Raw genomic sequence first — 23,442 nt, 5'->3', positions numbered from 1 at the left:
TTACGTTTACCGTAGTAATTATATATATGTGAGGTGGGTATGAATAGAATTTTTACAATTGGTCCGTTAAATGTTATTTCAATATTACTAATAATCATTTTGATAGTTTATCGGAAACGGGCCATAATAAAACTACGGAAACTGGCTGGAAGTGGAAGACTTTATGAAATCAAAACCCTGGAACTACGAAAAGAATATTGCCTTTTGTGGATTTCAGTTATCATAATAATTAATTTAATGGCCAGACTTATGTATTTGGGTTAAGTATCTGTTAGCTATAAGATAATTGATTTCTGCTTACCCAGCTATTCGTTGCATCTCTTTTCGCTGCATCAATTTTTGGACAAGAATTTTTAATTTGCTCTTATAATCAGTTTGAACCCATTCAATATAATTCTTAGTTACCTTCCCAAGGCATTTGGTGTATTGTTTAACACGCCAGTTAATTTCCTTGTCCAGTTCATCTGCTAATGCTAGGGCATCGGGGATGTTATTGCTGTTTTCAATACACATCAGCGCGTGCTGACGGATAGAATCCCGAATAACTATTTTCGACTTTAAATTATTTTCGATAGCATCTTGATGCGCTTTTTGTACATCAAATGACAACTGAAGACTATTTGGAAATTTTGAGCGTAAATCAGAAGGAATATTATGGGCCTCGAGTGCAGACTGGCTATGCATAGCCTCGTAATAAGCTTCCGGGTGTTCAAAAACCTGATTCCAATCTATCGCAGTACTCCAATCTCCAAACCGGTCGGTATTATTGCCTAAGTCAGTGATAGAAAATGTTTTTTTCTGCGGTAATTTTCTCGACCCCCGTCCTATCATTTGATGATATAAAGTTAGCGAAGTAGTAGCCCTGTTTAAAATGATCGACTGTATTGTTGGTTCATCAAACCCGGTTGTTAAAATAGAAACTGATGTTAAAATAGCTCCCTTGGTTTTTTTTAACCATTTCAAAATCTCTAAGCGTTCTGCAGATGGCGTATGATTATCCAGGTGCCTAACCGGATAGCCGGCTTCGGTAAATAATTTACAGACATTTTTCGAAGTAAATATCCCGTTATTAAATATCAGCGTTTTCTTGTTTTTTGAATGCGCCTCGTAAGCGTGTAACAACAATTCAAGCATGGCGGGAGAAGAGTATAGCTCATCGGAAGTACTAACGGTAAAATCGCCCTGCAAGCCTGTTTTTAAACTGTTAAGCTCTACATCATACCGCCAGGTTGTGGGTTTTGCCAAAAAACCTTTTTCAATCAATGTACTGATGCTTTCACCTACTATAAGTTCATCATAATTTTTTCGCATGGGCAAATTAATATCCGAACTAAATGGGGTTGCTGTTACGCCAATTATTCTTGCATTTTTAAATTTACCGAGTAGTTTTTGAAAGGAATTGTGGTGTGCCTCATCAATAATAACCAAGCCAATATGGTTTGGATCAATAAGGCCGTCTTTAATTCGGTTTTTCAGGGTCTCAACCATGGCCACATAACAATTACAGCCATCTTTATTACTGAGCGTTTTAACAGCGCTGTTAATCATCTTATTTCTGATGCCCAGCTTTTTCAAAGTAGCAGATGTTTGATTGCACAGTTCAACCCGGTGGGTAAGTACAATTACATTGTGCCGGTATACCTGGATATAACGATTAGCTATTTCTGAAAAAATACGTGTTTTACCACCGCCAGTGGGTAACTGATAAAGTAGGCGGTAATTTTGAGTGGTATTTTCAAGTTTACTGAATAACGTATTAATATCAGTTTCCTGATAGTCGTAAAGTGATGTTGTATTATTGGGTGTAAGATTAGCGTTTTTTTCCATCTGCAGTATTAACCTAAAAATATTATGTAAAGTTTTACTTACTTCGTTTTTTATCATATTATGATTTAAATTAAATCAATGGTTAATTATAATTAGCAGCGGGTATTGCTAAAAAGTGGAAAGATTAAACCAAGGATCTAAGGCTTAGTCAATTTTATCAAGCGGAGAGTTAGCGATTCTAACTCTTGCTGCAATTTTCTTATATTCAATATTTTATGATGTTTTTATTCCTAACTAACCGAAATGTTCACCAGTTCTGAATACAGATTGATTGTAAATCTTATGATATAAATCTCGAAACTCTGATTAATTAGTCAAGTATAAAGGATAGAAAGACAATTTCCATTAAATAGGTGTTTTTTTGATATCTGATTGATTATTAAATAATGCTAACCTAATTTAGCACAATGACGGGCTTACGTATGAAAGATAGAGTAGAAATATTACTTGCCATCATTCTGATTGTTTCGCAATCATGCAAGTCCCCTAAAGCCGAAAAAATAATAGCTGTAACCTCAACTGGTACAGCCTTTAGAAAGGAATATATTGTCAAAAAAATAAACTTTCCCGATAAGGCTGCCTCAATGTGCAGGCCAACCGGGCTTACCCGGTCTGATAGTGCAACCTTTATGGAGGGCGGAGGCCGTGAGTTTAAAGAAACTTTATTTAATAAACCCGTAGCTGTAACCGGTGTGCCAGCCGGGATGAAATTTATAAACGGCGGTGAGTTTAGTATGGGTGGTGTAAACCCTGTTGGGATGAGTGGTGGCGGCCACGAAAACATGAATGACGCAAGGCCGGTTCACCGCGTTAAGGTAAATGCTTATTATATGGATGCCACAGAAGTAACTAATAAGCAATTTGCAGCCTTTGTAAAAGCTACGGGTTATGTTACCGTTGCAGAGCAGAAACCCACCAAAGAAGAATTCCCGGAAGTACCTGAAGATAATCTGGTAGCTGGCTCGCTTGTATTTAAAGCACCGGGTCAAAAAGTATTGCTTGATAATTATTTACAATGGTGGGCATATGTAAAAGATGCCAATTGGAAACACCCTCAAGGGCCCAATAGTTCTATTATTGGCAAAGATAATTACCCTGTTGTACAAGTTTGCTGGCAAGATGCTGCCGCATACGCTAAATGGGCCGGCAAACGTTTACCTACTGAGGCCGAATGGGAATATGCTGCACGTGGCGGACAAGCCGGTAAACTATATGCCTGGGGCAATGAAATGAAACCCGGCGGTAAATGGATGGCTAATATTTTTGAAGGCTCGTTCCCTAATAAAGACGCTGGTGTAGATGGTTTTAAAGGCTTGGCCCCGGTAAAGCAATTTCCGCCTAATGGTTATGGTTTATATGATATTGCAGGTAATGCATGGGAATGGTGTGATGACTGGTATCGGGCAGATTATTATCAAACAATTGCAAACAACAAAATAGTTAATAACCCAAAAGGCCCCGCCTATTCTTACGATCCGGATGAGCCCGGAGTAAAAAAGAAAGTGCAAAGAGGCGGGTCTTTCTTATGTACAGATCAATATTGCACCCGCTACATGGTAGGCACACGTGGCAAAGGCGAATACAGATCGGCATCTAATCACATTGGTTTCAGGTGTGTAAAAGACGTAGCATCTCTTTTAACAAACAACAGCAAATTAATTACTGTAAACGGGATGCTTTACCTAGCACACTATTCTTTTTACCATAAGTAAAATAGATGACCAGGCCAATGGCCAGCCAAATAATTAATCTTAACCAGGTATCGCCGGGTAAAAAGGTCATCATAGCAAAACAGGTTAGTATCCCTAAAATGGGCACCAAGGGTACCCACGGTGTTCTAAATGGCCGATGAACATTTGGCTGTTGTTTGCGTAAAATAAGTATACCCGCACATACCATTACAAACGCCAGCAAGGTGCCAATACTTGTCATTTCGCCCACTACGCGGATAGGTACAAATGCTGCAAACAGGGCGATGAAACCGCATAATACAATGTTTGATTTCCACGGTGTACGGAATTTTGGATGAATATCTGCAAACACTTTAGGCAATAAGCCATCTTTAGACATAGAGAAGAAGACCCTTGATTGCCCCAGCAGATCTACCAGTATAACAGAAGTGTAACCTATTAATATAGCCAATACAATTGCTTTGCTCAGCCACTGATAATGAGTTTTTTCGATAGCAATGGCAACCGGTGCGCCAGAGCCTATAAACTCTTTATAATTAGCCATACCCGTCATTACGTGGGCGAAAATTACAAACAGTATAGTACATACCACCAATGAGCCGATAATACCGATAGGCATATTGCGTTGCGGATTTTTAGCTTCCTGCGCGGCTGTAGAAACGGCATCGAACCCAATGAATACAAAGAATACCAGGCCTGCGCCTCTTAATATACCCGACCAACCATATGTACCCCAAACGCCCGTGTTTTGCGGGATATAGGGATGGTAATTTTGCGGATTAATAAACGACCAGCCTACAGCAATAAACACCAGCACCACGCCAACCTTTAAACTCACAATAATGGCATTAACCAAGGCCGAACCTTTGGTGCCCCTGATGATAATACTGGTTACCAATATCACAATTAATGCTGCCGGTAAGTTAATAATACCATTTACAATAACACCATTAGCCGCTTTTGCAGTTTCAAAAGGTGATAAAGTTAACTGTGGAGGGAGGTAAAGATCAAACCACGACAAAAATTTGGTTAAGTATTGCGACCAGCTGATAGCCACGGTTGCCGCACCAACTGAATATTCCAATACCAAATCCCATCCGATTATCCAGGCAAATAACTCGCCCATAGTGGCATATGAGTAAGTATAAGCACTGCCCGCCACGGGTATCATGGCCGAAAATTCGGCATAACACAAGGCAGCAAACGTACAGCCCAGTGCGGCTATGATAAATGATATGGTTACAGCCGGGCCCGAATGCTGGCCGGCAGCTATGCCTGTTAAAGAGAATAAACCGGCACCAATAATAATGCCGATACCGATAAGTATCAGGTTAAAAGGGCCAAGGGTGCGCTTTAATGAATTTTCGCCTTCATCTGCCGATTCTTTCAGCAGGAGGTCGATGGGCTTTTTAATCATACTATATTTAAGTCGACAAACTTAGTGGATTAATTAAAACCCGGCAACCCGAAAGTGTATTTATCTTGTAATATAACAGGAGAGAGGCAACTGCAAAAATAAAGCCCCTATAGTTTCCTATAGGGGCCTCGACCTCAAATGAGAATAAATATTATAAATACGACTGCAGCAGGTTTGCTTTAGAAGTTTGTTTTAAGCGTAATAATGCTTTGTCTTTGATCTGGCGAACACGTTCGCGGGTCAAATTGTATTTTTCGCCAATTTCTTCTAACGAATGTGCTGCATTGTTGTTCAGGCCAAAGAAAAGCGCAATAACCTGACGGTCACGCTCTGCCAAAACATTCAGAGAACGTTTGATCTCTTGCGATAATGAATCAATCATCAGGTCGTTATCTGTACCTGCATCGCTGCTTTGTAATACATCAAGCAAAGTGTTTTCTTCGCCCGAAATAAACGGCGCATCAACAGACACGTGGCGGCCCGAATTAGCCAGTGAATCAGAGATCTTTTCAATCGTAGTTTCCAGGTCGTTAGCCAATTCTTCCGGAGTTGGCTGGCGTTCTAAATCCTGCTCTAATTTAGAGGCAGATTTGTGAATTTTACTTAACGAGCCGATCTGGTTTAGTGGCAAACGTACAATACGTGATTGTTCTGCTACGGCTGATAAGATAGATTGACGGATCCACCATACGGCGTAAGAGATAAATTTAAATCCTTTAGTTTCGTCAAAACGTTTTGCAGCTTTTATCAAGCCTAAATTTCCTTCATTGATCAAGTCACCTAAAGTAAGGCCTTGATTTTGATATTGCTTAGCTACTGAAACTACGAAACGTAAATTGGTTTTTGTTAAGCGCTCTAAAGCTGCCTGGTCACCCTCGCGGATCTTCTGGGCCAATATTACTTCTTCCTGTGCGGTAATCAAATCAACCTTTGCAATCTCACTTAAATACTTGTCCAGTGATTGTGATTCGCGGTTGGTAATGGATTGGGAAATTTTGAGTTGTCTCATATATGTATTAAAGGTTCGTCCTGAATATAACTATTATTAATCAGCTTTAGTCAGGATTAAAAAATTAAACAAAAAAATCGAATGGCTTTTTTGATTTATCAAATGCAAATCATGAAAGCTTATATCTTCTTAACATGATATGATCGGTATTGTTGCCGGGATAATTAAAATGAGCCTATTTTTTCTTCCACAAAGATAAGCAATGCATTGTAGTTACTATGTCAAAAAGCGGAATTTATACCAGTTTTTAATATGGTATAGATATTTTAGCCAAATTTATACCTATTAGTATTACTTAAATGTTAGTAAAAAGGGTAACAAATTTAATTTGGCTACCAAGAACAAAAAGAGACTTTAAACCCGAATAGCATCTTCAAAGCCCGATCTCCTGTTATAACGCTAAATCCACGATACATAGTGTCCCGATATCAAAAATTTGGCAAAAAAAGCCGTTAAAAACTTAACGTGGATTAAATAATGTATTTATACTTTAAGGTTGACAGTTTGCTTTAAAAAAGGATAAATAATTAATCAACAAACAAAATTAATTACAGATAGTAAAACCGTGATGATGTTTTTAAGTTTGTTTGAAAACTGAACTTACATACATCTGCACATTATGAGCATCATTATAGCAAAAAATTCTGCCCAACCACTTGAAGTCCGCCGTATGGGATATGGCACCATGCGTTTAACCGGGCCACATATATGGGGCGAACCTGCAGACCGTAATGAGGCCTTGCAGATTTTACAACAAGCAGTAGCGCAGGGCGTAAACTTTATTGACACTGCCGATTATTACGGCGAAGATGTAACCAACCGTTTAATAGCAGAAGCGCTGTATCCTTATAACAAAGACCTGGTTATTTGTACCAAAGTTGGGGCTACCCGCAAACCGGATAAAAGCTGGGTTACCTATAATACACCTCAAAACCTGCGCGATAGTATTGACAATAACCTGCGTACCTTAAAACTAGAGCAAATTTCGCTGGTGCATTTCAGGGTGATGCCGCATAGTGATGTACCCTTTGATGAATCATTAAGCGCCATGTTTGAACTACAAAAAGAAGGTAAGATTTTACATGTAGGCCTAAGTAATATTAGCCGCGAAGATCTGCAAAAAGGCATGACCATGGGCAGCATCGCCACGGTAGAAAACATGTATGGCCATGGCCAGCGCACCAGTATGGATAACCCTTATGGCGGTTTAACCAACGGTGGCGAAGAGGTGTTGGATATCTGCGAGCAAAACCATATCCCGTTAATTCCGTACTTCTCCTTGTTTAACTCTTTGCCGAAAGCGGATAGTAAAATTGCAGAGATAGCTAAAAAATATGATGTGACAGAAGCGCAGGTTAACCTGGCCTGGTTGCTACACAAATCGCCATGGATATTGCCTATACCGGGTACATCATCACAGGCCCATTTAAAGGAAAATCTGCTGGCTGTTAAAATAGAACTTACCCAGGCAGATATGGATTATTTAGGATAATATGACGGTAAGTATTTTAGGTTGCGGCTGGTTTGGTTTAGCCCTGGCAAATGCGCTATTAAAAAACGGGGAGATAGTTAAAGGCTCAACAACATCTGAAGCTAAGTTGGGCTTGTTGGCCAATGCGGGAGTTATTCCATACCTGGTACAATTTGAGGAAAACGGCGAACAGTTTGACCCTGCCTTTTTTGATTGTGATTTGCTTGTGGTGTGCATCCCGCCGAAAATCAAATCTGGTGAAACGACAGCTTTTCTGAACAAGATCAATAGTATCATTGCAGTTATCAATGAATACAATATTCTCCGGGTTATTTATATCGGTTCTACAGGTGTGTATGGCGATCTGGGCATTAAAGTTGATGAATCCAAAGATCCGCAGCCTGATACAGCATCGGGCATGGTATTATTACAGGCAGAGCAGGCCTTTCAGAATCAAATAAGCTTTAAAGCTACCATTGTAAGATTTGGTGGCCTGGTTGGGCCAGGGCGACATCCCGGAAGATTTTTTGGTGGAAAAAAAGATATCGCCAATGGGCTTGCCCCGGTAAATTTAATTCATCAAAAAGATGCAGTGGGTGTAGTAGTGGTTATTGTAAATGACAACAACTTGAGAGGTGTGTTCAATGCCTGTTCGCCGGATCATCCAAGCCGTAGCGATTTTTATACCTACGCGGCTGAACAAGGTGGATATGAAAAACCCGAATTTGTAGAAGAACTAAAAGGCTGGAAAATAGTTAAAAGCGCAAGGTTACAGGAGCTGAATTACGATTTTGAAGTGAAAGACTGGCTTGCTTTCCGGTTTTAAAATTATTGTACGTTTAACCGGGTAGACAGGATGCTTAACGCTTCCTGATATGATTTTTTCTCAATCTCCATTACAAACTCTATAGGCCCGCCATCTTTACCGCAGCCAAAACATCTGAAAATATTATTCTGTGGCGAGATGCGAAGCGACAAGCCCTGGTCGTCATGAAATGGGCAAACTCCCTTTAATGCACGATGACTGTTTTGAAGTGTAAGGTAACTGGATACAACTGTAACGATGTCTAACTGGACTTGGTTAAGGTTAACGTTATTTTCTGATGGCATGTTTAGTTATTGTTCGGCCATGTGTTAGCAGCCTTGAGGTAAAAATAAGCTATTACCAGCCAAATAAATCAGCATCAATTATAGCCTAACAGTAAAGCATTGAGGGTAAGCATATAAAAATTAAATGTTTAAGTAAATTGATATACATAAGGTCTGTTCCACAGTACTATTTCTGTAAATAAGGAGCAGTTAACATCCATTTGTTATATTTGCTTTACAGGTATGGCCAAGTTTAAACTTATTATTTTCTTAGTCCCGCTGAGTTTAATTATAGGGTTAACTGCATTTCAGTGGGCGCCGGCCCAGTTGACTGTTAGTATTACAGATACCATACGGTTTAAACAGCCTGTCAATTTCCCCAAGCCCGTTTATAACTTTAAAAGTAATCCGGTTACTAAAGAGGGCTTTCTATTAGGTAAAGCGCTGTTTTATGATCCGGCTTTATCGGCAGATAAATCTATTGCGTGCGGCAATTGCCACCAGGCATCGGCAGCTTTTGCCAATTTAGGCAGTGCGGTAAGCAGGGGGATAAACAATTGCAAAGGCACGCGTAATGCACCCCCACTTTTTAACCTGGCCTGGCAAAAACAGTTTATGTGGGATGGCCGCATTAATACAGTTCAGGATGTGCCTGTAAACGCACTAACCAACCCTTGCGAAATGGGTAATACTATTGCCGGTGTACTTAGTGTATTACAAAGCAGTCCGGAATATCCGGTCCGCTTTAAAATGGTTTTTGGTACAGATAAAATTACCGAAGACATGGTATTGAAAGCCATAGCACAATTTACCGTTATGATGGTTTCTTCCGATTCTAAATATGATAAATACATCCGGCACGAAACCGGAGGGATGTTTACTGCAAATGAGCAAACCGGTTATGCATTATTTAAGCAAAAGTGCGCAACCTGCCATGCCGAGCCGCTGTTTACAGACCGCTCATACCGAAACAACGGGCTCGAAGAAACCTCGGTAGATATTGGCCGCGATAGCCTGACGAATCAGCAGGCAGACCGTGGCAAATTTCCTGTGCCATCACTTAGAAATGTGGAGATAACCGGCCCTTACATGCATGATGGTAGGTTCTATTCCTTAAAAGAAGTTTTGCAGCATTATAATTCAGGTATAAAAAACCACGCTAACCTGGATAAGGTATTTATTCGCGATGGTAAAACCGGTATTGCTATTTCGCCGGTAGAGCAAACGCAGATCATCGCATTTCTGAAAACCTTAACCGACGTAGATTTTATTAATGACAGACGGTTTAATAACCACTAACTTATTACTGTTTTTTAGCTGTCAACACATCAATAGCCACAACACGCATGGCGCTACGGGCCGGTTTTTTATCGCCAGGCACAATCAGGCGGTAGGGGCCAAAGTTAGGTGCCAAATCTTCGCCGTCTTCTTTATTGGCCAAAATAATTACCTTATCTGTAAAAGCCGGGTCGATCTCTGGCAGCGCAATTACCACCTGGTAACCATCAGCAGCAGATATCAGTACATATTTGGTTAATGATTTTCCCCTCAATTGTTTATTGGGGATGGCATCTGCCTGGGTTAAAATTTCATACAAGGAAACGCCGCTGTATGTATGCTCGCGGCCGTCATTAGCAGTTACTTTTGCAGTTGCTTGTTTCATGCCGGCAAAAGTGGCGGCATTTATTTTATAGGGTTGTGTTACATCGCCGCCAATAGCAACTTCAGCTGTTTGTGCTTTAGCTAGTAAAGTGATAAAGGCAAGCGTAATGGCCAGGGCAAAGCTTTTAACGTTTTTCATAGTTAAGGCAAATTACTAATAGTTATGAGGTATGCAAAATTAGTGTGATAAGATGAGCAACCAGTTGCTTTTGATGACTGGATTTACCACATTATTTTTACATAATTAAACCTATTTAGACTTATCATGTCTTTGGTAAACTAATAAATGTGTTAATTTTACACAATAAACCAACCAAATTATGACTTCAAGACGTTCATTTCTAAAAACTACGGCCATGCTTTCGGCAGGGCTTTTAGCGGCTCCGCATTTGTTTGCTTATGATAAAAAGTATATCGGCTTGCAACTCTACACTGTTAGAGATTATATGCAGGCAGACCCTGCAGCGGCACTTGCCAAAGTAGCACAAATTGGATATACCTCTGTAGAAGGCGCTACCTATACCGGCAACGAAAAATTTTACGGTATGGATGCCAAAAGTTTTGCTAAATTATTAAAGCAAAATGGACTGATTATGCCAAGCAGCCATTATCGTTTGGGAGAAGAACAAACTAATGGTGCCGATACACAGGGAACCTTACTGCACGATTGGGATAAAGCTGTTGATGATGCCGCAGAGGCTGGTATCAAATATATGGTTTGCGCATACTTGTCTGTACCAGAGCGTGGTAACCTGGATCATTACAAGAAAATAGCCGAGACTTTTAATAAAGCAGGAGAGAGGTGTAAGAAAGCAGGTATCCAGCTAACTTACCATAACCACGATTTTGAATTTATTCAGGAAAACGGCAAATATCCTTACGAGATATTATTAAACGATACCGATAAAAACCTGGTTAAAATGGAGATGGACCTGTACTGGGTAACCAAAGCCAAACAAGATCCTATTGCTTTAATTAATGAGCACCCCGGCCGTTTCCCGCTGTGGCATGTAAAAGATCTGGATAAAACACCGGAACGCATGTTTACTGAAGTGGGTAATGGTGTGATAGATTTTAAAAAGATTTTTGCCCATGCTGATAAAGCTGGTTTAAAATACTTTTTTGTTGAGCAGGATAAATGCCCTGGTGATCCGTACGCAAGTATTACTCAAAGTATTACTTACATCAAAAAGAACCTGGTGTAGGCACATTTTAAATGTGAAATGCAAGCCGCTTATCATTTTATGGGTAAGCGGCTTTGTTTTTAGATAACTGGTTTAACTAAATGATGCGTAAAGTGTTATCTATGTACTAGATTAATTATGGAAAACAAACCACAAATTGCCGTATTAGACGATTATCAGCATGTTGCTTTTAAGATGGCAGACTGGAGTACGATAAATACAAAGGCAGATATAGCTGTATTTGATGATCATATAGCAGACGAGGGTAAACTTATTGAAAGGTTGCATCCCTTTGCTGCCATTTGCGTAATGCGCGAACGTACACCTTTAACGCGCAGCATACTTTCGCAGTTACCTAATTTAAAGCTAATTGTTTCTACAGGCAGCCGTAATGCATCTATCGATACCCATGCGGTAGAAGATTTTGGCATTATATTAAAAAATACCGGCTATTTTTCTACGGGTGCATCTGAGCTTACATGGGCATTGTTAATGGCTTTTGCACGGCATATCCCGCAAGAGAATAACAGCTTTAAGGCAGGGGGCTGGCAGCAAACCGTAGGTATAGATTTATCGGGCAAAACCATTGGGATAGTTGGCCTGGGCCGGTTGGGTGAAAAAATGGCACAATATGCCAGGGCTTTTGACATGAATATAATAGCCTGGAGCCAAAACCTTACGGCAGATACAGCTGAAAAAGCAGGAGCTAAGCTGGTAACTAAAGACGAACTTTTTACAGAAGCAGATATAATAACTGTACACTTGGTATTGAGCGACCGCAGCCGTGGCATTATTGGCAAGCACGAACTAGGATTAATGAAGCCTACGGCTTACCTCATTAATACCTCACGCGGGCCGTTGGTAGATGAGCATGCTTTAATAGAAACACTTCAACACAAAAAAATAGCCGGTGCCGCCATTGATGTGTTTGATACTGAACCGTTACCTGCAGAACATCCCTTACGTAAGCTGGATAACCTGCTGGCAACATCGCATATTGGTTACGTTACCGAAAATACTTACAAGTTATTTTATGGCGATACCGTAAATTTTTTGCAGGAATGGTTAGATCAGCAGTAAAGTGCTGATCTAATCAAATGATCCCCTGCGGCTACCACCACCACGACCGCCGCCACCATTTCTGAAACCTCCGCCCGGTTTACGGCTACCTGCAAATTGCTGCAGCCGCATGGTAAACGAAAGTAGAAAATATCGCCCTAATCGATTGGTGCGTGTATCGATGATCTGGTTACTGCTCACCGTACGGGTAATGCCTGTGTTTTCATTAAACAAATCGAAAGCCTGGAGCCTTAGCGAAGCGATGTGTTTCTTTAAAAACTGGTACTCCACATAAGTACTCAGCAGGGTAGGATTGCTTTTAACTGTGCTGCTAAAGCCATGATTAATGGTTTGCGTAAGGTTATATCCCAGTATAAGATCATACCAAAAGAAATTCCGGCCATCCAGCCCCAGAGTCCAGGTGCGGGCATCACCGTTTACTAATGAGGGAATACTGTATTTGGTTGTGTTGGCGCTGTAATTGGCGCTAACTTCGGTATCCATAATACTATCCAGATCTATCCTGATCTTGGCGCCCTGGTTCCATACAAAATTCTTGCTCAGGTTGCGCTCGCTTTCTATAAAGCTAACGTTGTTGTTATAGGTGGCTCCGCCATTAATACTCACAGTATACTTACGGTCTGCAAATGGTTTTGAGAAAGAGTAATTACCGGCCATTGAATAAAAGCCATTGGTGTTCAAATAGCGGGTTTCCTGCGCGGTGCTGTCTTTTTTGTTACCGGGGTTAAGCACATTATTGGCAACAGGTTGTGTATTGGTTACGATCTTATTTTGCGTTTCGTTAAAGCTTAGGTTGGTAAAAAGCGAATTGCCGCTCTTGATGTCAAACTGGTTATAACGCAATGTAATATTATTGCTGAACTCCGGCTTTAAGTTAGGGTTGCCATATACAATATTCTGCGGATTAGAATAATCTGGCTGGAGCTGTAATTGTGTAAAGCTGGGCATATTATTGCTGCCGCTGTAGTTTAAATTAAAGGTATGGTTCTTCGAAAAATTATATACAAAGTGGGCGGTTGGTACCAGGTTAAAAGTATGGGTTGATGTCTCGAAGTTGTGCGACTCGCCATCCAGCGAAGTTGGCCGGGCTACCAAACCAATAGTATAATTGTACTTGGGTTTTACACCGCGCAAGTTTAAGCCAAAGCTATTGGTAATAAACTGATAGTTATAAACAGTGCTTAGCGAATCGATATAGTTGGTCACATGCGTAACCGGGTCTATACGGTAATTCAACCGGTTATTATCTGTATTGGTGTAGCTGTAAGTGTAATTGGCCTCCAGGTAGGTAGTTTTGCCTATGGGTTCGATATACGATGCATGAGCGTTTAACTTTTGCGAAGTGTTAATGGTATTGATCTGCTGGTGTAGCGGCACAACTACAGAGTCTGTCTGGGTATTGTATTGATCGTCCAGGTTTGAAGTACTTTTGGAAATATTCACACTACCCGAAATACTAAAGTTACGACCCTTTTTGCGGAACTTGTGATTATATAAAACATTAGCGCCACCAGTCGGCGAGTTGCCATTGGTTACACTATAATCTGTACCGTTGGTTACAGTGCCTAGCCTGCTATTAGAAAAAATATCACTGTTCACATCGTTTGATGAATTATAAGAGAAACTCGGGTTTACTTTCAAATAGTTGGACGTATCTATCTTGTACTCCATATTAAAATCAAACCGGTGATTGATGGTGCTGTTTTTATCGGTAGTATTATCGTTATTCAACAAAACACCGCTTTGAAAAAGATTTTGTTGCTGCGATGTGGTTTCGGTGGTTTTATCCTTGTCGGCAAAGCTGTAGCTGCCATAGGTGGTTATCTTTTTACCCCAATTGTCCCGGTAATTAAAGCCTAATGATTTATTGATAGTGATGCCATTGGCAGTGCTGCTACCGCTGCTGCTTGCACTGCTTTGAGAAGCACCCCGGCCGCCGCCACCTCCGCCGCTGCCAGAGCTTCCAAAATTAAAAGCATTGGTATTATTGTTATTTACAGTGCCAAGTAATGAGAGCTGTGTATCTTCATGAAATTCGTTAGCAGATAGCTTGGCAACATACCGGTCGTCATTACCCGCCCCAACCGTGGCCTGGCCAAATTTGCCGTTACGTTTGCCTTTTTGTATGGTAATGTTAAGTATTTTATCCGGGTCGCCGGTTTTAATGCCGGTAAGGTTTGCCTGATCGCCGTAGTCGTCAATTACTTGTATGTTTTCTACAATATCAGCCGGTAAATTCTGGGTGGCGGTTTGCACATCGCCTGTAAAATAATCTTTGCCATTAACACGCACTTTGGTTACCTGTTTGCCATGCGCAGTTACGTTACCATCTTTATCAACAGATACGCCCGGCAGTTTCTTCAACAGATCTTCCACCTGCGAACCTTCGCGCACTTTGTAGGCGCTGGCTTTATATTCAACCGTATCTTCTTTAATGGTAATAGGATTAATGGCAGTAATGTTAACTGTTTTCAGCATTTTACTTTCCAGTACCAATTTAATAGGGTCCAGCAATATGGGTTTTGTGCCGTTATCCATTACATAACGGCGAACAAAAGTTTGATAGCCCATACCATAAACCGTGATCTTGAAATTTTTGCTGATGACAGCCGAGAAAAGGAAGGCGCCTTTAGTGGAGGTAGCTACCACTACGCTATCTTTATCAGAGATCAATTTTACAGTTATGCCGGGCAGCGAGCCTGTAGAATCTGCAACGGTGCCGGTTACTATACGACCCGGTTGCTGAGCATATGCCATGCTGATGAGCAGGATAAAAAATACAAGGAACGGTAGCGCTTTAATCATGCTAATAGGGGTAAAGGGTTTCCCTATTGACCATGAATATAAACCTTAGTTTAACGAACTAGCTCCATGTCATACAAATGTTGCAGAGGCGGTTTAAACTACCTGATTAATGTATTCCCTTGCGTTTTAGTAAACCGCCTGTGGTATCATCAATACTTTGCTGTACAATAAAGGCTGAGGGGTCGATTTTTAATATCGCTTGTTTAATAGAGGGGATTTCGAGCCGGGTGGCCACTGTGAAAATGATATCACGCGGGTCATTGATCTGCCCGTCTTTGCCATAACCGCTTTTACCCTGGTAAATGGTAACACCACGGCCCAGCCTCTGGGTAATAACGCGGCGAATTACATCGCTTTTGGTTGATATTACGGTGATGCCTGTATACTGTTCAAAGCCATTCAATATAAAATCGATCATTTTAGAGGCCGCTACGTAGGTAAGAATAGAATATAAGGCCGACTCGATACCTAAAAATAGAGCAGCTGTAGAGAATATGATTACGTTTAGCAACAGTACCACATCGCTTACACGTAATAGCTGTGTTTGCTTGCTAACCAGTACGGCTGCTATTTCGGTACCATCCAGCACGGCCCCGGCACGCATGGCCAGGCCTGAGCCAACACCTATAAAAAAACCACCAAATACTGCGGTAAGTAACTTATCGGGTGTAACATCCGGGAAATGCATAAAAGCTAGGCACAAGGATAAGCCACCAATAGCTAAAGCACTTTTTATGGCAAATAACAAACCGAGCCTGCGGTAACCCAAGTATAGAAAAGGAGCATTAATTACAAAAATAAGTACAGAGATAGGAAAACCTGTTGTTTCGGCTATCAGCATAGAGATACCTGTAACGCCGCCATCAATAAATTTGCTGGACAATAAGAACCCCTTTAAACCAATACTGGCCGATAGGATACCTAATACAATAGATATAAAATTTTGAATTTCTGCTTTAACTTTCATACAGGTTGATGTAATATTTAAGGTTAAATAACAGGGGCTTGGTGCCTAATTTAAGTAATTAAGGGCAGTAAACCGCACTGCTTACGTTTAATTACCATAATAAGACTAAAGGGTTCTATATTTTGACGGCTTATTATATAATGCATATTTTTAGTTAATTGATTGATACCAAGCTGGATTATGGCAAACAATAAACTAATTGAAGATGGAACTAGAAGTGTGGAAGATTTTCTGGTTGGGAAGTCGGCACATACCCTGATGCTGTTAGAATACTTTGTAGCAGAATTCAAAAAGCTGGGCACCGATGTAATTCTGCATCCCGCAAAAACCATGATCGGCGTTTCAAATTCGCATAAGCGTATTGCCTGGATAACACAGTTTGGCAAAAGCTTTATTCACGTGGTATTTCCGCTTAAAAAGCTTTATCCCGATAATACCTGTTTTATAAAAATGGCACAAGTGCCGGGCGATGACAACCAATTTAATCATCACTTCCGCATGAATTTAAAGGAAGATTTGAATGACGAGGTTTTGGCATTTATGCAGTTAGCTTACCGCGAAGAGGTGCAATAACCATACTATTATTATATTTACCACATGAATTTCCCCATTGAGATTATTCGCAAAACAAGAGTAAACGTATTGAAAGTGGTTGATGGCCTGACCATAGAACAGCTTAACAAAATACCCGAGGGTTTTAACAATAACATTATCTGGAATATAGCCCATTTAGTAGCAGCCCAACAAGGTATATGTTACAAACGTGCCGGTTTACCTATGCTGATTGATGAGAATTATTTTAATGCCTATAAACCCGACTCTAAACCAGAAGTTTTTGTTGATGAAGCAGGATTTGAATATATCAAACACTTATTAGTATCAACCATTGATCAGTTTGAGGTGGATTACAATAAAGGCATATTTACTAATTACCCTGCATGGATGTCGCGCTACAATTTAGAGATTGCTAATATCGATGAGGCTATCAGTTTTCTGCCGTTTCACGAAGGCTTACATACGGGATACATGATGGCACTAAAGCGTGCTATAGCTTAATCATACTTATTCCGACTGTACCTTTTTGATGATCATGCGGGCTCCGCCTTGTTTCATTAATTTCTGTTCTTCGGGAGTAAAACTTTCACGGCCGCCAAAATCCTGTACCCAGTACAGGCCGCTGCGTCCTACACCAATTTCTTTAAATTCGGGGTTCATTAAGTTATGGCAGTGGCCTTCGCTTTTAAACCAGCCATCTGTTACTTCAGCAATACTTTGCTGTCCCTCGGCAATGTTTTCACCAATGGCAAAGCTTCGGTAGCCATTAAACTGATAACCCGCGGCTATAATCCGGTCTTCGCTGCTACGGCCGTCTTTACTGGTATGGCTAAAATAATTATGAAAGTTCATATCATTAGCATGTCCTCGGGCCGCATTTTCGAGGGTGTTGTTCCATGTCAAAGGCGGGGCAGGAGGGAAATACTTTTTACCACAACTACAGCCAACCGTGCGTACCTTATTTACGCGGTACAAAAATTCCTGCTTAAATCTATCGGTAGGTGCCAGGTCCTGAGATTGTACATATACAACAATGCTTAATAGCATTAGTGTAAATAATCCGCCTATAATCCACCTCTTATTCATATTATGTACAGACAAAAAAAGCAGTTAATGGTTTAACTGCTTCTGCTAACGTTGCCGTTTAAAAAATATGATGACTGCTACAATCAGAATAACGATAGCAACAATGCCTGCAATAACTACAACGACGCTACGCTCTGACTGGCGTTTTTGTATGTAAGATGCTTGTACGTGGTGGTTGTTAAATACTTTTTTCTTGGGCGCAATTTAGCTGCCATACGCGCCTCCGAATCGCGGGTGGTGCTGTCTTTTACATACGCATAACGTTTCATGGCAGCGGCGGCTTGTTTACCGCTATTTGTGCTATTGTACAAACGGGCATAACTTAGCATTACATCCAGTTGCTGATCTGTAAAGCAATTGGCAGACGATAGTTCCAATGCCTCACGTAAATCGCCGCGGGCTAAATCAAAATCATGAATATCCATTTTAATATCAGCCAGCGTAATTAAAGATGCCACAATATTAGGTACATCCCGTTGTTCGCGTGCCAGGGTGTTTGATTGCAGAATAAACCACTTGGCCTGGCTAAATTTCTTTTGATCGTGATACACCTTGGCTAGCCTGTCGTACGATGTACGTAAACCGGTACTGTCATCCATGCGTGAATATTGGTGCAGGGCAGAGAGGGTATATTTAAGGGCGTTTTCCTGATAAGCGGTTTTGAGTTGCCTGTCTTGTATGGCATTATAGTTCATGTAACTAACGGCCATTTGAGTATACAATTTACCCTTTAATGCATTAGACGAACTGGTGTCAATTTGCTTTTGCAGGCTATCAACCAGCGATTTGCCAGCAAATGCATGCATGGTAGATATAATAATAAAGGCGAATAGCAATAACTTTTTCATACACAGCGCAGTAGAAACATCTGGATGATGTTTGTTATTATAATAGCAAAGGTTATGCCGTATTACACGTAAGCTATGTAAGTAATTTATAATGAGGGTTTAATATTTTTTAGTTAAAGACTTGCTTTACTAATAAGGGAACTTTTAATAGGAAATAGTATACGTTTATTAACGACTAATTAATTGTTCGTATTTGAAAATGAAGTTTTGCAGAGATTTGCTTTTATTAAGCGCAAAGTTAAATAAGCTAATGCCGCATATTGCAGTAGTGATACCGGCAAGTACATCCAGTACGTAATGGTGGCTTGCGTATACAGCTGTGAACCAAATACCAATCATTACGATGGCAAAAATGATATTCGCATATCTTAAGCGGTTCTTAATGCCATAATATAGAACGATTACGGGGTAGGATGAATGCAAGGAAGGCATAGCCGCAAATACGTTGGATCCCTTTGCGTATATTGATTTGAATATGTTGGCGTTAAAGAAATGATCGAAGCGTGCCAGGCCAGCAGTGCTGCCTTTGGTTAAAGCAATAAAATGAAATCCATGCTCTTGTATAAACCATGGCGGTGCAGCGGGGTAGGTGTAATAAACTACAAAGCCTAGTAAGTTGACCAGGAAAAAGGTAAGCGAAAAACCTAAAAACTCTTTTGGTCTGGTAAATAACAGGTAAGCGGCAAAGCCTAATGGAACGGGGATCCAGCACAAATAAAACAAACCTGTAATTACATCAACCCAAGTACGGCTATTAGCCTTAAGGTATTCGTTTGGCGTTAATATGGTGCCATTAGTATGTATCCCGAATATGCTTTTCTCTGCATTATATAAATCGCCGATATGGACAGGGTTGTAATGATAATTAGGAAAGGCCTTCATATAATCAAATACAATCCAGTACACAATAAAAATGGCGAAGCCGGTAACAAACCTGCGGGTGTAGCCGGATAAATAGTACAGCCCGTTAACAAGAGCTAGTAATACCAACTGATCTGACTTAAAACCAACCATCACACTTGATAATGCCACATAAACAACGGACAGTATGGTAAGTGTTATAACGGTTTTTATGTTAACCCGTGGAAATAGTTGTGCCGATGAATAGAAATCCATTTTTTATTTCTGGCCCTCAAAATCAGAACGGAATACTTTATCCCAAAGTGCAGAACTTACACCATATCCTTTGGTAGGATCTTGATAATGGTGCAGCATATGATGTTTTTTAATTTGTTTCCAGATACCGCCTTTAAAGTTAAAGTGGTGGATGGCATAATGCCCAATATCATAAACCAGATAACCCGCAATAAAGGATGTAAAGAATGCATACACATCCTCATGTAAAGGTAATATGGCTCTGAATAAAAAGAAAAATCCCAAAGCCAAAGGGATACTTGCCGAAGGCGGCATTACTAAACGTTTTTTATCGCTCGGGTAGTCGTGGTGTACACCGTGAAATATAAAATGCAGGCGTAAAGCCCATTCGGCTTTAGGTACAAAATGAAATACAAAGCGGTGGAGTACATATTCTATAAAGGTCCATACAAATAAACCCGAAACTAACAGGATTAATATGCGGGCTACTGATTGATGCGCATCAAAAATTGCCATGTACATACAATAGAGTATTACAGGCAAATAAATAATAACAGGTACAAAAAAATGAACCTTTGATAAGCTTTCTAATAAACTGCTCTTAAACATTCGTACAGACTCTTCCGAGTTTGACACATAATTCTTTTTCATTGCTAATCAGGGTTTAAATCTATCTACTATTTCTTGTCCGGTTGCCGGGTCTGATCCTTTAACTTCAACATAAACAACATTTGGCAGCCAAAAAGATCCGCCTTCAATTTTAACAAAAATACGATTAAGTATTACTTGTTTCTGTGCAATTGTGGCGTAAATATGATATTTTCCATCAGCCGCTTTCATTAGTGTAAGCGGATACTTTTTGTAAGATACAAAACGGATATCATAGCGGCCATTACCCAATGGTTTCTGCGTTAAACCATAAGCAAATTTACGTTGTATATAACTTAATTCTTCGCGCTGGCCTTTTTCATTGTACCTGATCCAGTACGGGTGTACAGGTTCATCATCATTTAATTGCCCGTCTTTATCCATGTTTAATTCATAAACAATGGTGTTGACATTAGGATCGCGTTGTACGTAAAAAACCCGGCTAACTGTGCCCGGTAAGGTGGGATAATTAACTAGTGGTTTAACTTTCTTTTTAAGGGTATCTGTAACCAGGTATTTATTGGTTGTGTTTGCGAATGCTGGTGGTTTATTAAAGGCCAGTATACCGGCGCAAAACGTAAAAATTATAATAGATCTCTTCAATTCAATTATTTTTTAGACTCTTCCCGCTCAAGCAAGCTCTTTTTAGCATCCATTAACCTGTTAAATGCAGTTATATTGGTTAAAACAGCCATTGCTGCAATAGGTATTGTAAATATCGACATGGTTTCAAAAACGTGGTATTTAATGCCGGGTATATATAATTTATAATCGCCGCCGATGTATAGTGATGATACACCACAAAGTATGGCGCATAAACCAATGGTAATTACACGCTCGGGGCGCTGCATTAAGCCGCCTTTACATTCAACACCTAAACCTTCGGCGCGGGCACGTACATAACTAACCATCATAGAGCCAATTAATGCTATAAATGCAAATAGCGAGCTTAAAAAGTAGTGGTGTGCTACCAGGTACCAGCAAATACCTAAAAACATAATCAATTCGCTATAACGGTCTACAACAGAATCATACAGGGCACCAAATACCGATTTCATATTACCCAGGCGTGCAACCTGCCCATCAAGCATATCAAACAAGCCGGCAAATAAGATAAGCCCGCCTGCCCAGCCAACGTAGGTTAAATCGCCACGGTTACCTTCTTCGGCACCTAACACAAAAATTACTGCTACACCAACGTTAAGCATAAAGCCAATGGTTGTTACCGCGTTAGGCGTAAGGCCTAGCTTGATAAGCACTTTAACAAACGGATCTATTACTTTATAGATGCTGAGTTGAAGTGTGGTACGTAATGAGGTAGTTTGCTGTTCCATGTGATTGCCCGTTTTGCAAAGTTAAAAATTGAAATCGAATCTACTGTGTTCACACACATTCAGATATATCAGGATTAGCTAAATAGTTAAATCATTTAACAAGATTGACCTGAATAAATTTAAAAATATTTTCGATACCTGTGATATTTTTTAACTTGGTTGCAAAGGTTATAAATTAATCCTATTGAATTGTTGGGAAAAAGTAAAAATTAATCAAATGATTGATTAATTTTTTATATGCTTAATTTACTGTGCAAAACAGATGACAAGAATTAAATAAAACAGCCACCTGCCGTGGTATATAAAATACCTTAACAGGTGGCTGTTATTATTATGTAATAATTTTTACAGTGCCTCTATCAGGTCCTGATAATAATCTAAGCCCAGGTGGGTGATCAGATCTTCGCCCATCATGTGGCGCAAGGTGTTCTGTAATTTCATTAATTGTTTAAAAATATCATGCTCGGGGCGTAAGCCAGGCGCTGCTTGTGGTGATTTAAGGTAGAAAGATAACCACTCCTGGATACCGCTCATACCTGCACGTTTAGCTAAATCGCAAAACAAGGCTAAGTCAAGGCCAACTGGTGCTGCAAGGATAGAGTCGCGGCAAAGGAAGTTGATCTTAATTTGCATTTGATAACCCAACCATCCGAAGATATCGATGTTATCCCAGCTTTCTTTGTTATCACCGTGAGGAGGGTAGTAGTTAATACGCACTTTGTGGTATAATTCACCATACAATTCAGGGTTTAGTTCTGGTTGGAAGATCTCTTCAAGTACGCTTAGCTTAGATACTTCCTTAGTTTTAAAGTTATCCGGGTCATCTAAAACCCAACCATCGCGGTTACCCAAAATGTTGGTAGAGAACCAGCCTTTAACACCTAAAGAGCGTGCTGCCAAGCCGGGAGCAAGGATAGTTTTCATCAAGGTTTGGCCTGTTTTAAAATCTTTACCAGCAATTGGAGTTTCAGTTAATTTTGATAACTCAACCATTGCAGGGATATCAACTGTAAGGTTAGGCGCGCCGTTTGCAAAAGGTACACCTAATTTTAAAGCTGCATAAGCATAAAGCATGCTTGGCGAAATCAATTTGTCATCGGCAGCTAAAGCAGCTTCAAATTTTTCAAGTGACATGTGGATGTCGCTTTCTTCAAAATAAATTTCGGTTGAACCACACCACAAAACAACTACACGGTTTAAGCCATGGTCTGCCTTGAAGTTTTCGATGTCTTCCATCAGCTGTTGCGCCAACTCTAAACGGGTACCGGTTTTAACGTGCTCGCCGTCCAGATTTTTAGCGTAGTTTTTATCAAAAGCAGCCTTCATTGGTACAATTGCTTCTAATTCATCTTTAACGCCGTTCAGTAAGTCTTTTTCTAAAACCTTTGCATGTACAGCTGCTTCATAAACGTTGTCGCTGTAAACATCCCAACCACCAAAAACAATGTCGTTAAGATTTGCCAATGGCACAAAGTCTTTAATTTTGGGGTAATTATTTTCTGTTCTTTTTCCTATACGGATATTTCCCATTTGGGTTAATGCCCCAATTGGTTGTGCTAAGCCCTTATTAACGGCTATTACACCGGCAATTAAAGTAGTGGCTACTGCACCTAAACCTGGTATTAAGATACCCAGTTTGCCTTCAGCAGGTTGAACGTTATTTTTCATGTATGG

General features: G+C 40.2%; 22 protein-coding genes. 8 read left to right on the top strand and 14 right to left on the bottom strand.

Going from position 1 to position 23,442, the window contains the following annotated elements:
* Positions 1 to 297: 297 nt before the first annotated feature.
* Positions 298 to 1,884 carry a DEAD/DEAH box helicase gene (locus RG47T_RS10920; RefSeq protein ID WP_253187511.1) on the bottom strand — a complete coding sequence of 529 codons (1,587 nt, stop codon included), beginning with the start codon at positions 1,882 to 1,884 and terminating at the stop codon, positions 298 to 300.
* Between the two features lie 350 nt (positions 1,885 to 2,234).
* Between RG47T_RS10920 and RG47T_RS10915 the strand changes: the two genes are divergently transcribed.
* On the top strand, positions 2,235 to 3,539 hold the full coding sequence (locus RG47T_RS10915) for a formylglycine-generating enzyme family protein (protein WP_074489498.1): 1,305 nt from the start codon (positions 2,235 to 2,237) through the stop codon (positions 3,537 to 3,539).
* On the opposite strand, the gene RG47T_RS10910 is transcribed toward RG47T_RS10915, so the two are convergent.
* Positions 3,487 to 4,935 carry an amino acid permease gene (locus tag RG47T_RS10910; protein ID WP_074489497.1) on the bottom strand — a complete coding sequence of 483 codons (1,449 nt, stop codon included), beginning with the start codon at positions 4,933 to 4,935 and terminating at the stop codon, positions 3,487 to 3,489. The genes RG47T_RS10915 and RG47T_RS10910 overlap by 53 nt on opposite strands.
* A gap of 151 nt (positions 4,936 to 5,086) precedes the next feature.
* Positions 5,087 to 5,944, bottom strand: a complete 858-nt coding sequence (locus tag RG47T_RS10905) for a sigma-70 family RNA polymerase sigma factor (RefSeq protein ID WP_074489496.1) — start codon at positions 5,942 to 5,944, stop codon at positions 5,087 to 5,089.
* Between the two features lie 619 nt (positions 5,945 to 6,563).
* On the opposite strand from RG47T_RS10905, the gene RG47T_RS10900 reads away from it, so the two are divergent.
* Both RG47T_RS10900 and RG47T_RS10895 read left to right on the top strand, forming a co-directional pair.
* Positions 6,564 to 7,436 carry an aldo/keto reductase gene (locus RG47T_RS10900; protein ID WP_074489495.1) on the top strand — a complete coding sequence of 291 codons (873 nt, stop codon included), beginning with the start codon at positions 6,564 to 6,566 and terminating at the stop codon, positions 7,434 to 7,436.
* A 1-nt stretch (position 7,437) separates the two neighbouring features.
* Positions 7,438 to 8,241 (top strand): SDR family oxidoreductase, encoded by an 804-nt coding sequence (locus tag RG47T_RS10895; protein WP_074489494.1) that lies wholly within the window; start codon positions 7,438 to 7,440, stop codon positions 8,239 to 8,241.
* Positions 8,242 to 8,243: 2 nt separating this feature from the next.
* Here the strand turns inward: RG47T_RS10895 and RG47T_RS10890 are convergent, their stop codons facing one another.
* A complete protein-coding gene (locus RG47T_RS10890) occupies positions 8,244 to 8,525 on the bottom strand; it encodes a CHC2 zinc finger domain-containing protein (RefSeq protein WP_074489493.1) in 282 nt (93 codons plus the stop codon).
* A gap of 222 nt (positions 8,526 to 8,747) precedes the next feature.
* Between RG47T_RS10890 and RG47T_RS10885 the strand changes: the two genes are divergently transcribed.
* Entirely contained in the window at positions 8,748 to 9,803 is a 1,056-nt protein-coding gene (locus tag RG47T_RS10885) for a cytochrome-c peroxidase (protein ID WP_074489492.1), read from the top strand.
* Positions 9,804 to 9,807: 4 nt separating this feature from the next.
* Here the strand turns inward: RG47T_RS10885 and RG47T_RS10880 are convergent, their stop codons facing one another.
* Entirely contained in the window at positions 9,808 to 10,305 is a 498-nt protein-coding gene (locus RG47T_RS10880; protein ID WP_074489491.1) for a molybdopterin-dependent oxidoreductase, read from the bottom strand.
* 181 nt (positions 10,306 to 10,486) lie between these two features.
* Between RG47T_RS10880 and RG47T_RS10875 the strand changes: the two genes are divergently transcribed.
* Positions 10,487 to 11,371 carry a TIM barrel protein gene (locus RG47T_RS10875; protein ID WP_074489490.1) on the top strand — a complete coding sequence of 295 codons (885 nt, stop codon included), beginning with the start codon at positions 10,487 to 10,489 and terminating at the stop codon, positions 11,369 to 11,371.
* Between the two features lie 117 nt (positions 11,372 to 11,488).
* Positions 11,489 to 12,430 (top strand): D-2-hydroxyacid dehydrogenase family protein, encoded by a 942-nt coding sequence (locus RG47T_RS10870; protein WP_074489489.1) that lies wholly within the window; start codon positions 11,489 to 11,491, stop codon positions 12,428 to 12,430.
* A gap of 9 nt (positions 12,431 to 12,439) precedes the next feature.
* Here RG47T_RS10870 and RG47T_RS10865 read toward each other — a convergent pair whose 3' ends face one another.
* Positions 12,440 to 15,235: a TonB-dependent receptor gene (locus tag RG47T_RS10865; protein ID WP_074489488.1), complete on the bottom strand. Its 2,796-nt coding sequence runs from the start codon at positions 15,233 to 15,235 to the stop codon at positions 12,440 to 12,442.
* Positions 15,236 to 15,341: 106 nt separating this feature from the next.
* Positions 15,342 to 16,202 carry a YitT family protein gene (locus RG47T_RS10860; RefSeq protein WP_074489487.1) on the bottom strand — a complete coding sequence of 287 codons (861 nt, stop codon included), beginning with the start codon at positions 16,200 to 16,202 and terminating at the stop codon, positions 15,342 to 15,344.
* A 180-nt stretch (positions 16,203 to 16,382) separates the two neighbouring features.
* Between RG47T_RS10860 and RG47T_RS10855 the strand changes: the two genes are divergently transcribed.
* Positions 16,383 to 16,775 carry a DUF5655 domain-containing protein gene (locus tag RG47T_RS10855; protein ID WP_074489486.1) on the top strand — a complete coding sequence of 131 codons (393 nt, stop codon included), beginning with the start codon at positions 16,383 to 16,385 and terminating at the stop codon, positions 16,773 to 16,775.
* Positions 16,776 to 16,799: 24 nt separating this feature from the next.
* Positions 16,800 to 17,258, top strand: coding sequence for a DinB family protein (locus tag RG47T_RS10850; RefSeq protein ID WP_074489485.1), 459 nt, complete (start codon positions 16,800 to 16,802; stop codon positions 17,256 to 17,258).
* Positions 17,259 to 17,264: 6 nt separating this feature from the next.
* On the opposite strand, the gene RG47T_RS10845 is transcribed toward RG47T_RS10850, so the two are convergent.
* The 7 genes from RG47T_RS10845 to RG47T_RS10815 form a co-directional block, all read right to left on the bottom strand.
* Positions 17,265 to 17,843: a CAP domain-containing protein gene (locus tag RG47T_RS10845; protein ID WP_074489484.1), complete on the bottom strand. Its 579-nt coding sequence runs from the start codon at positions 17,841 to 17,843 to the stop codon at positions 17,265 to 17,267.
* A gap of 116 nt (positions 17,844 to 17,959) precedes the next feature.
* Positions 17,960 to 18,691: a hypothetical protein gene (locus tag RG47T_RS10840; protein WP_074489483.1), complete on the bottom strand. Its 732-nt coding sequence runs from the start codon at positions 18,689 to 18,691 to the stop codon at positions 17,960 to 17,962.
* A gap of 168 nt (positions 18,692 to 18,859) precedes the next feature.
* Entirely contained in the window at positions 18,860 to 19,807 is a 948-nt protein-coding gene (locus RG47T_RS10835) for a phosphatase PAP2 family protein (protein WP_074489482.1), read from the bottom strand.
* 3 nt (positions 19,808 to 19,810) lie between these two features.
* Entirely contained in the window at positions 19,811 to 20,437 is a 627-nt protein-coding gene (locus RG47T_RS10830) for a sterol desaturase family protein (protein WP_074489481.1), read from the bottom strand.
* Positions 20,438 to 20,443: 6 nt separating this feature from the next.
* Entirely contained in the window at positions 20,444 to 21,037 is a 594-nt protein-coding gene (locus tag RG47T_RS10825; RefSeq protein WP_083627374.1) for a DUF4833 domain-containing protein, read from the bottom strand.
* A gap of 5 nt (positions 21,038 to 21,042) precedes the next feature.
* Positions 21,043 to 21,768 (bottom strand): CDP-alcohol phosphatidyltransferase family protein, encoded by a 726-nt coding sequence (locus tag RG47T_RS10820; RefSeq protein WP_074489479.1) that lies wholly within the window; start codon positions 21,766 to 21,768, stop codon positions 21,043 to 21,045.
* A gap of 345 nt (positions 21,769 to 22,113) precedes the next feature.
* Positions 22,114 to 23,436: an inositol-3-phosphate synthase gene (locus RG47T_RS10815; protein ID WP_074489478.1), complete on the bottom strand. Its 1,323-nt coding sequence runs from the start codon at positions 23,434 to 23,436 to the stop codon at positions 22,114 to 22,116.
* Positions 23,437 to 23,442 lie beyond the last annotated feature (6 nt).

This window comes from Mucilaginibacter polytrichastri (genome assembly GCF_001911425.1).
Taxonomy (GTDB): domain Bacteria; phylum Bacteroidota; class Bacteroidia; order Sphingobacteriales; family Sphingobacteriaceae; genus Mucilaginibacter; species Mucilaginibacter polytrichastri.
The sequence above is the reverse complement of the archived record's forward strand: the minus strand, read 5'-3'. Positions and strand labels throughout refer to the sequence as shown.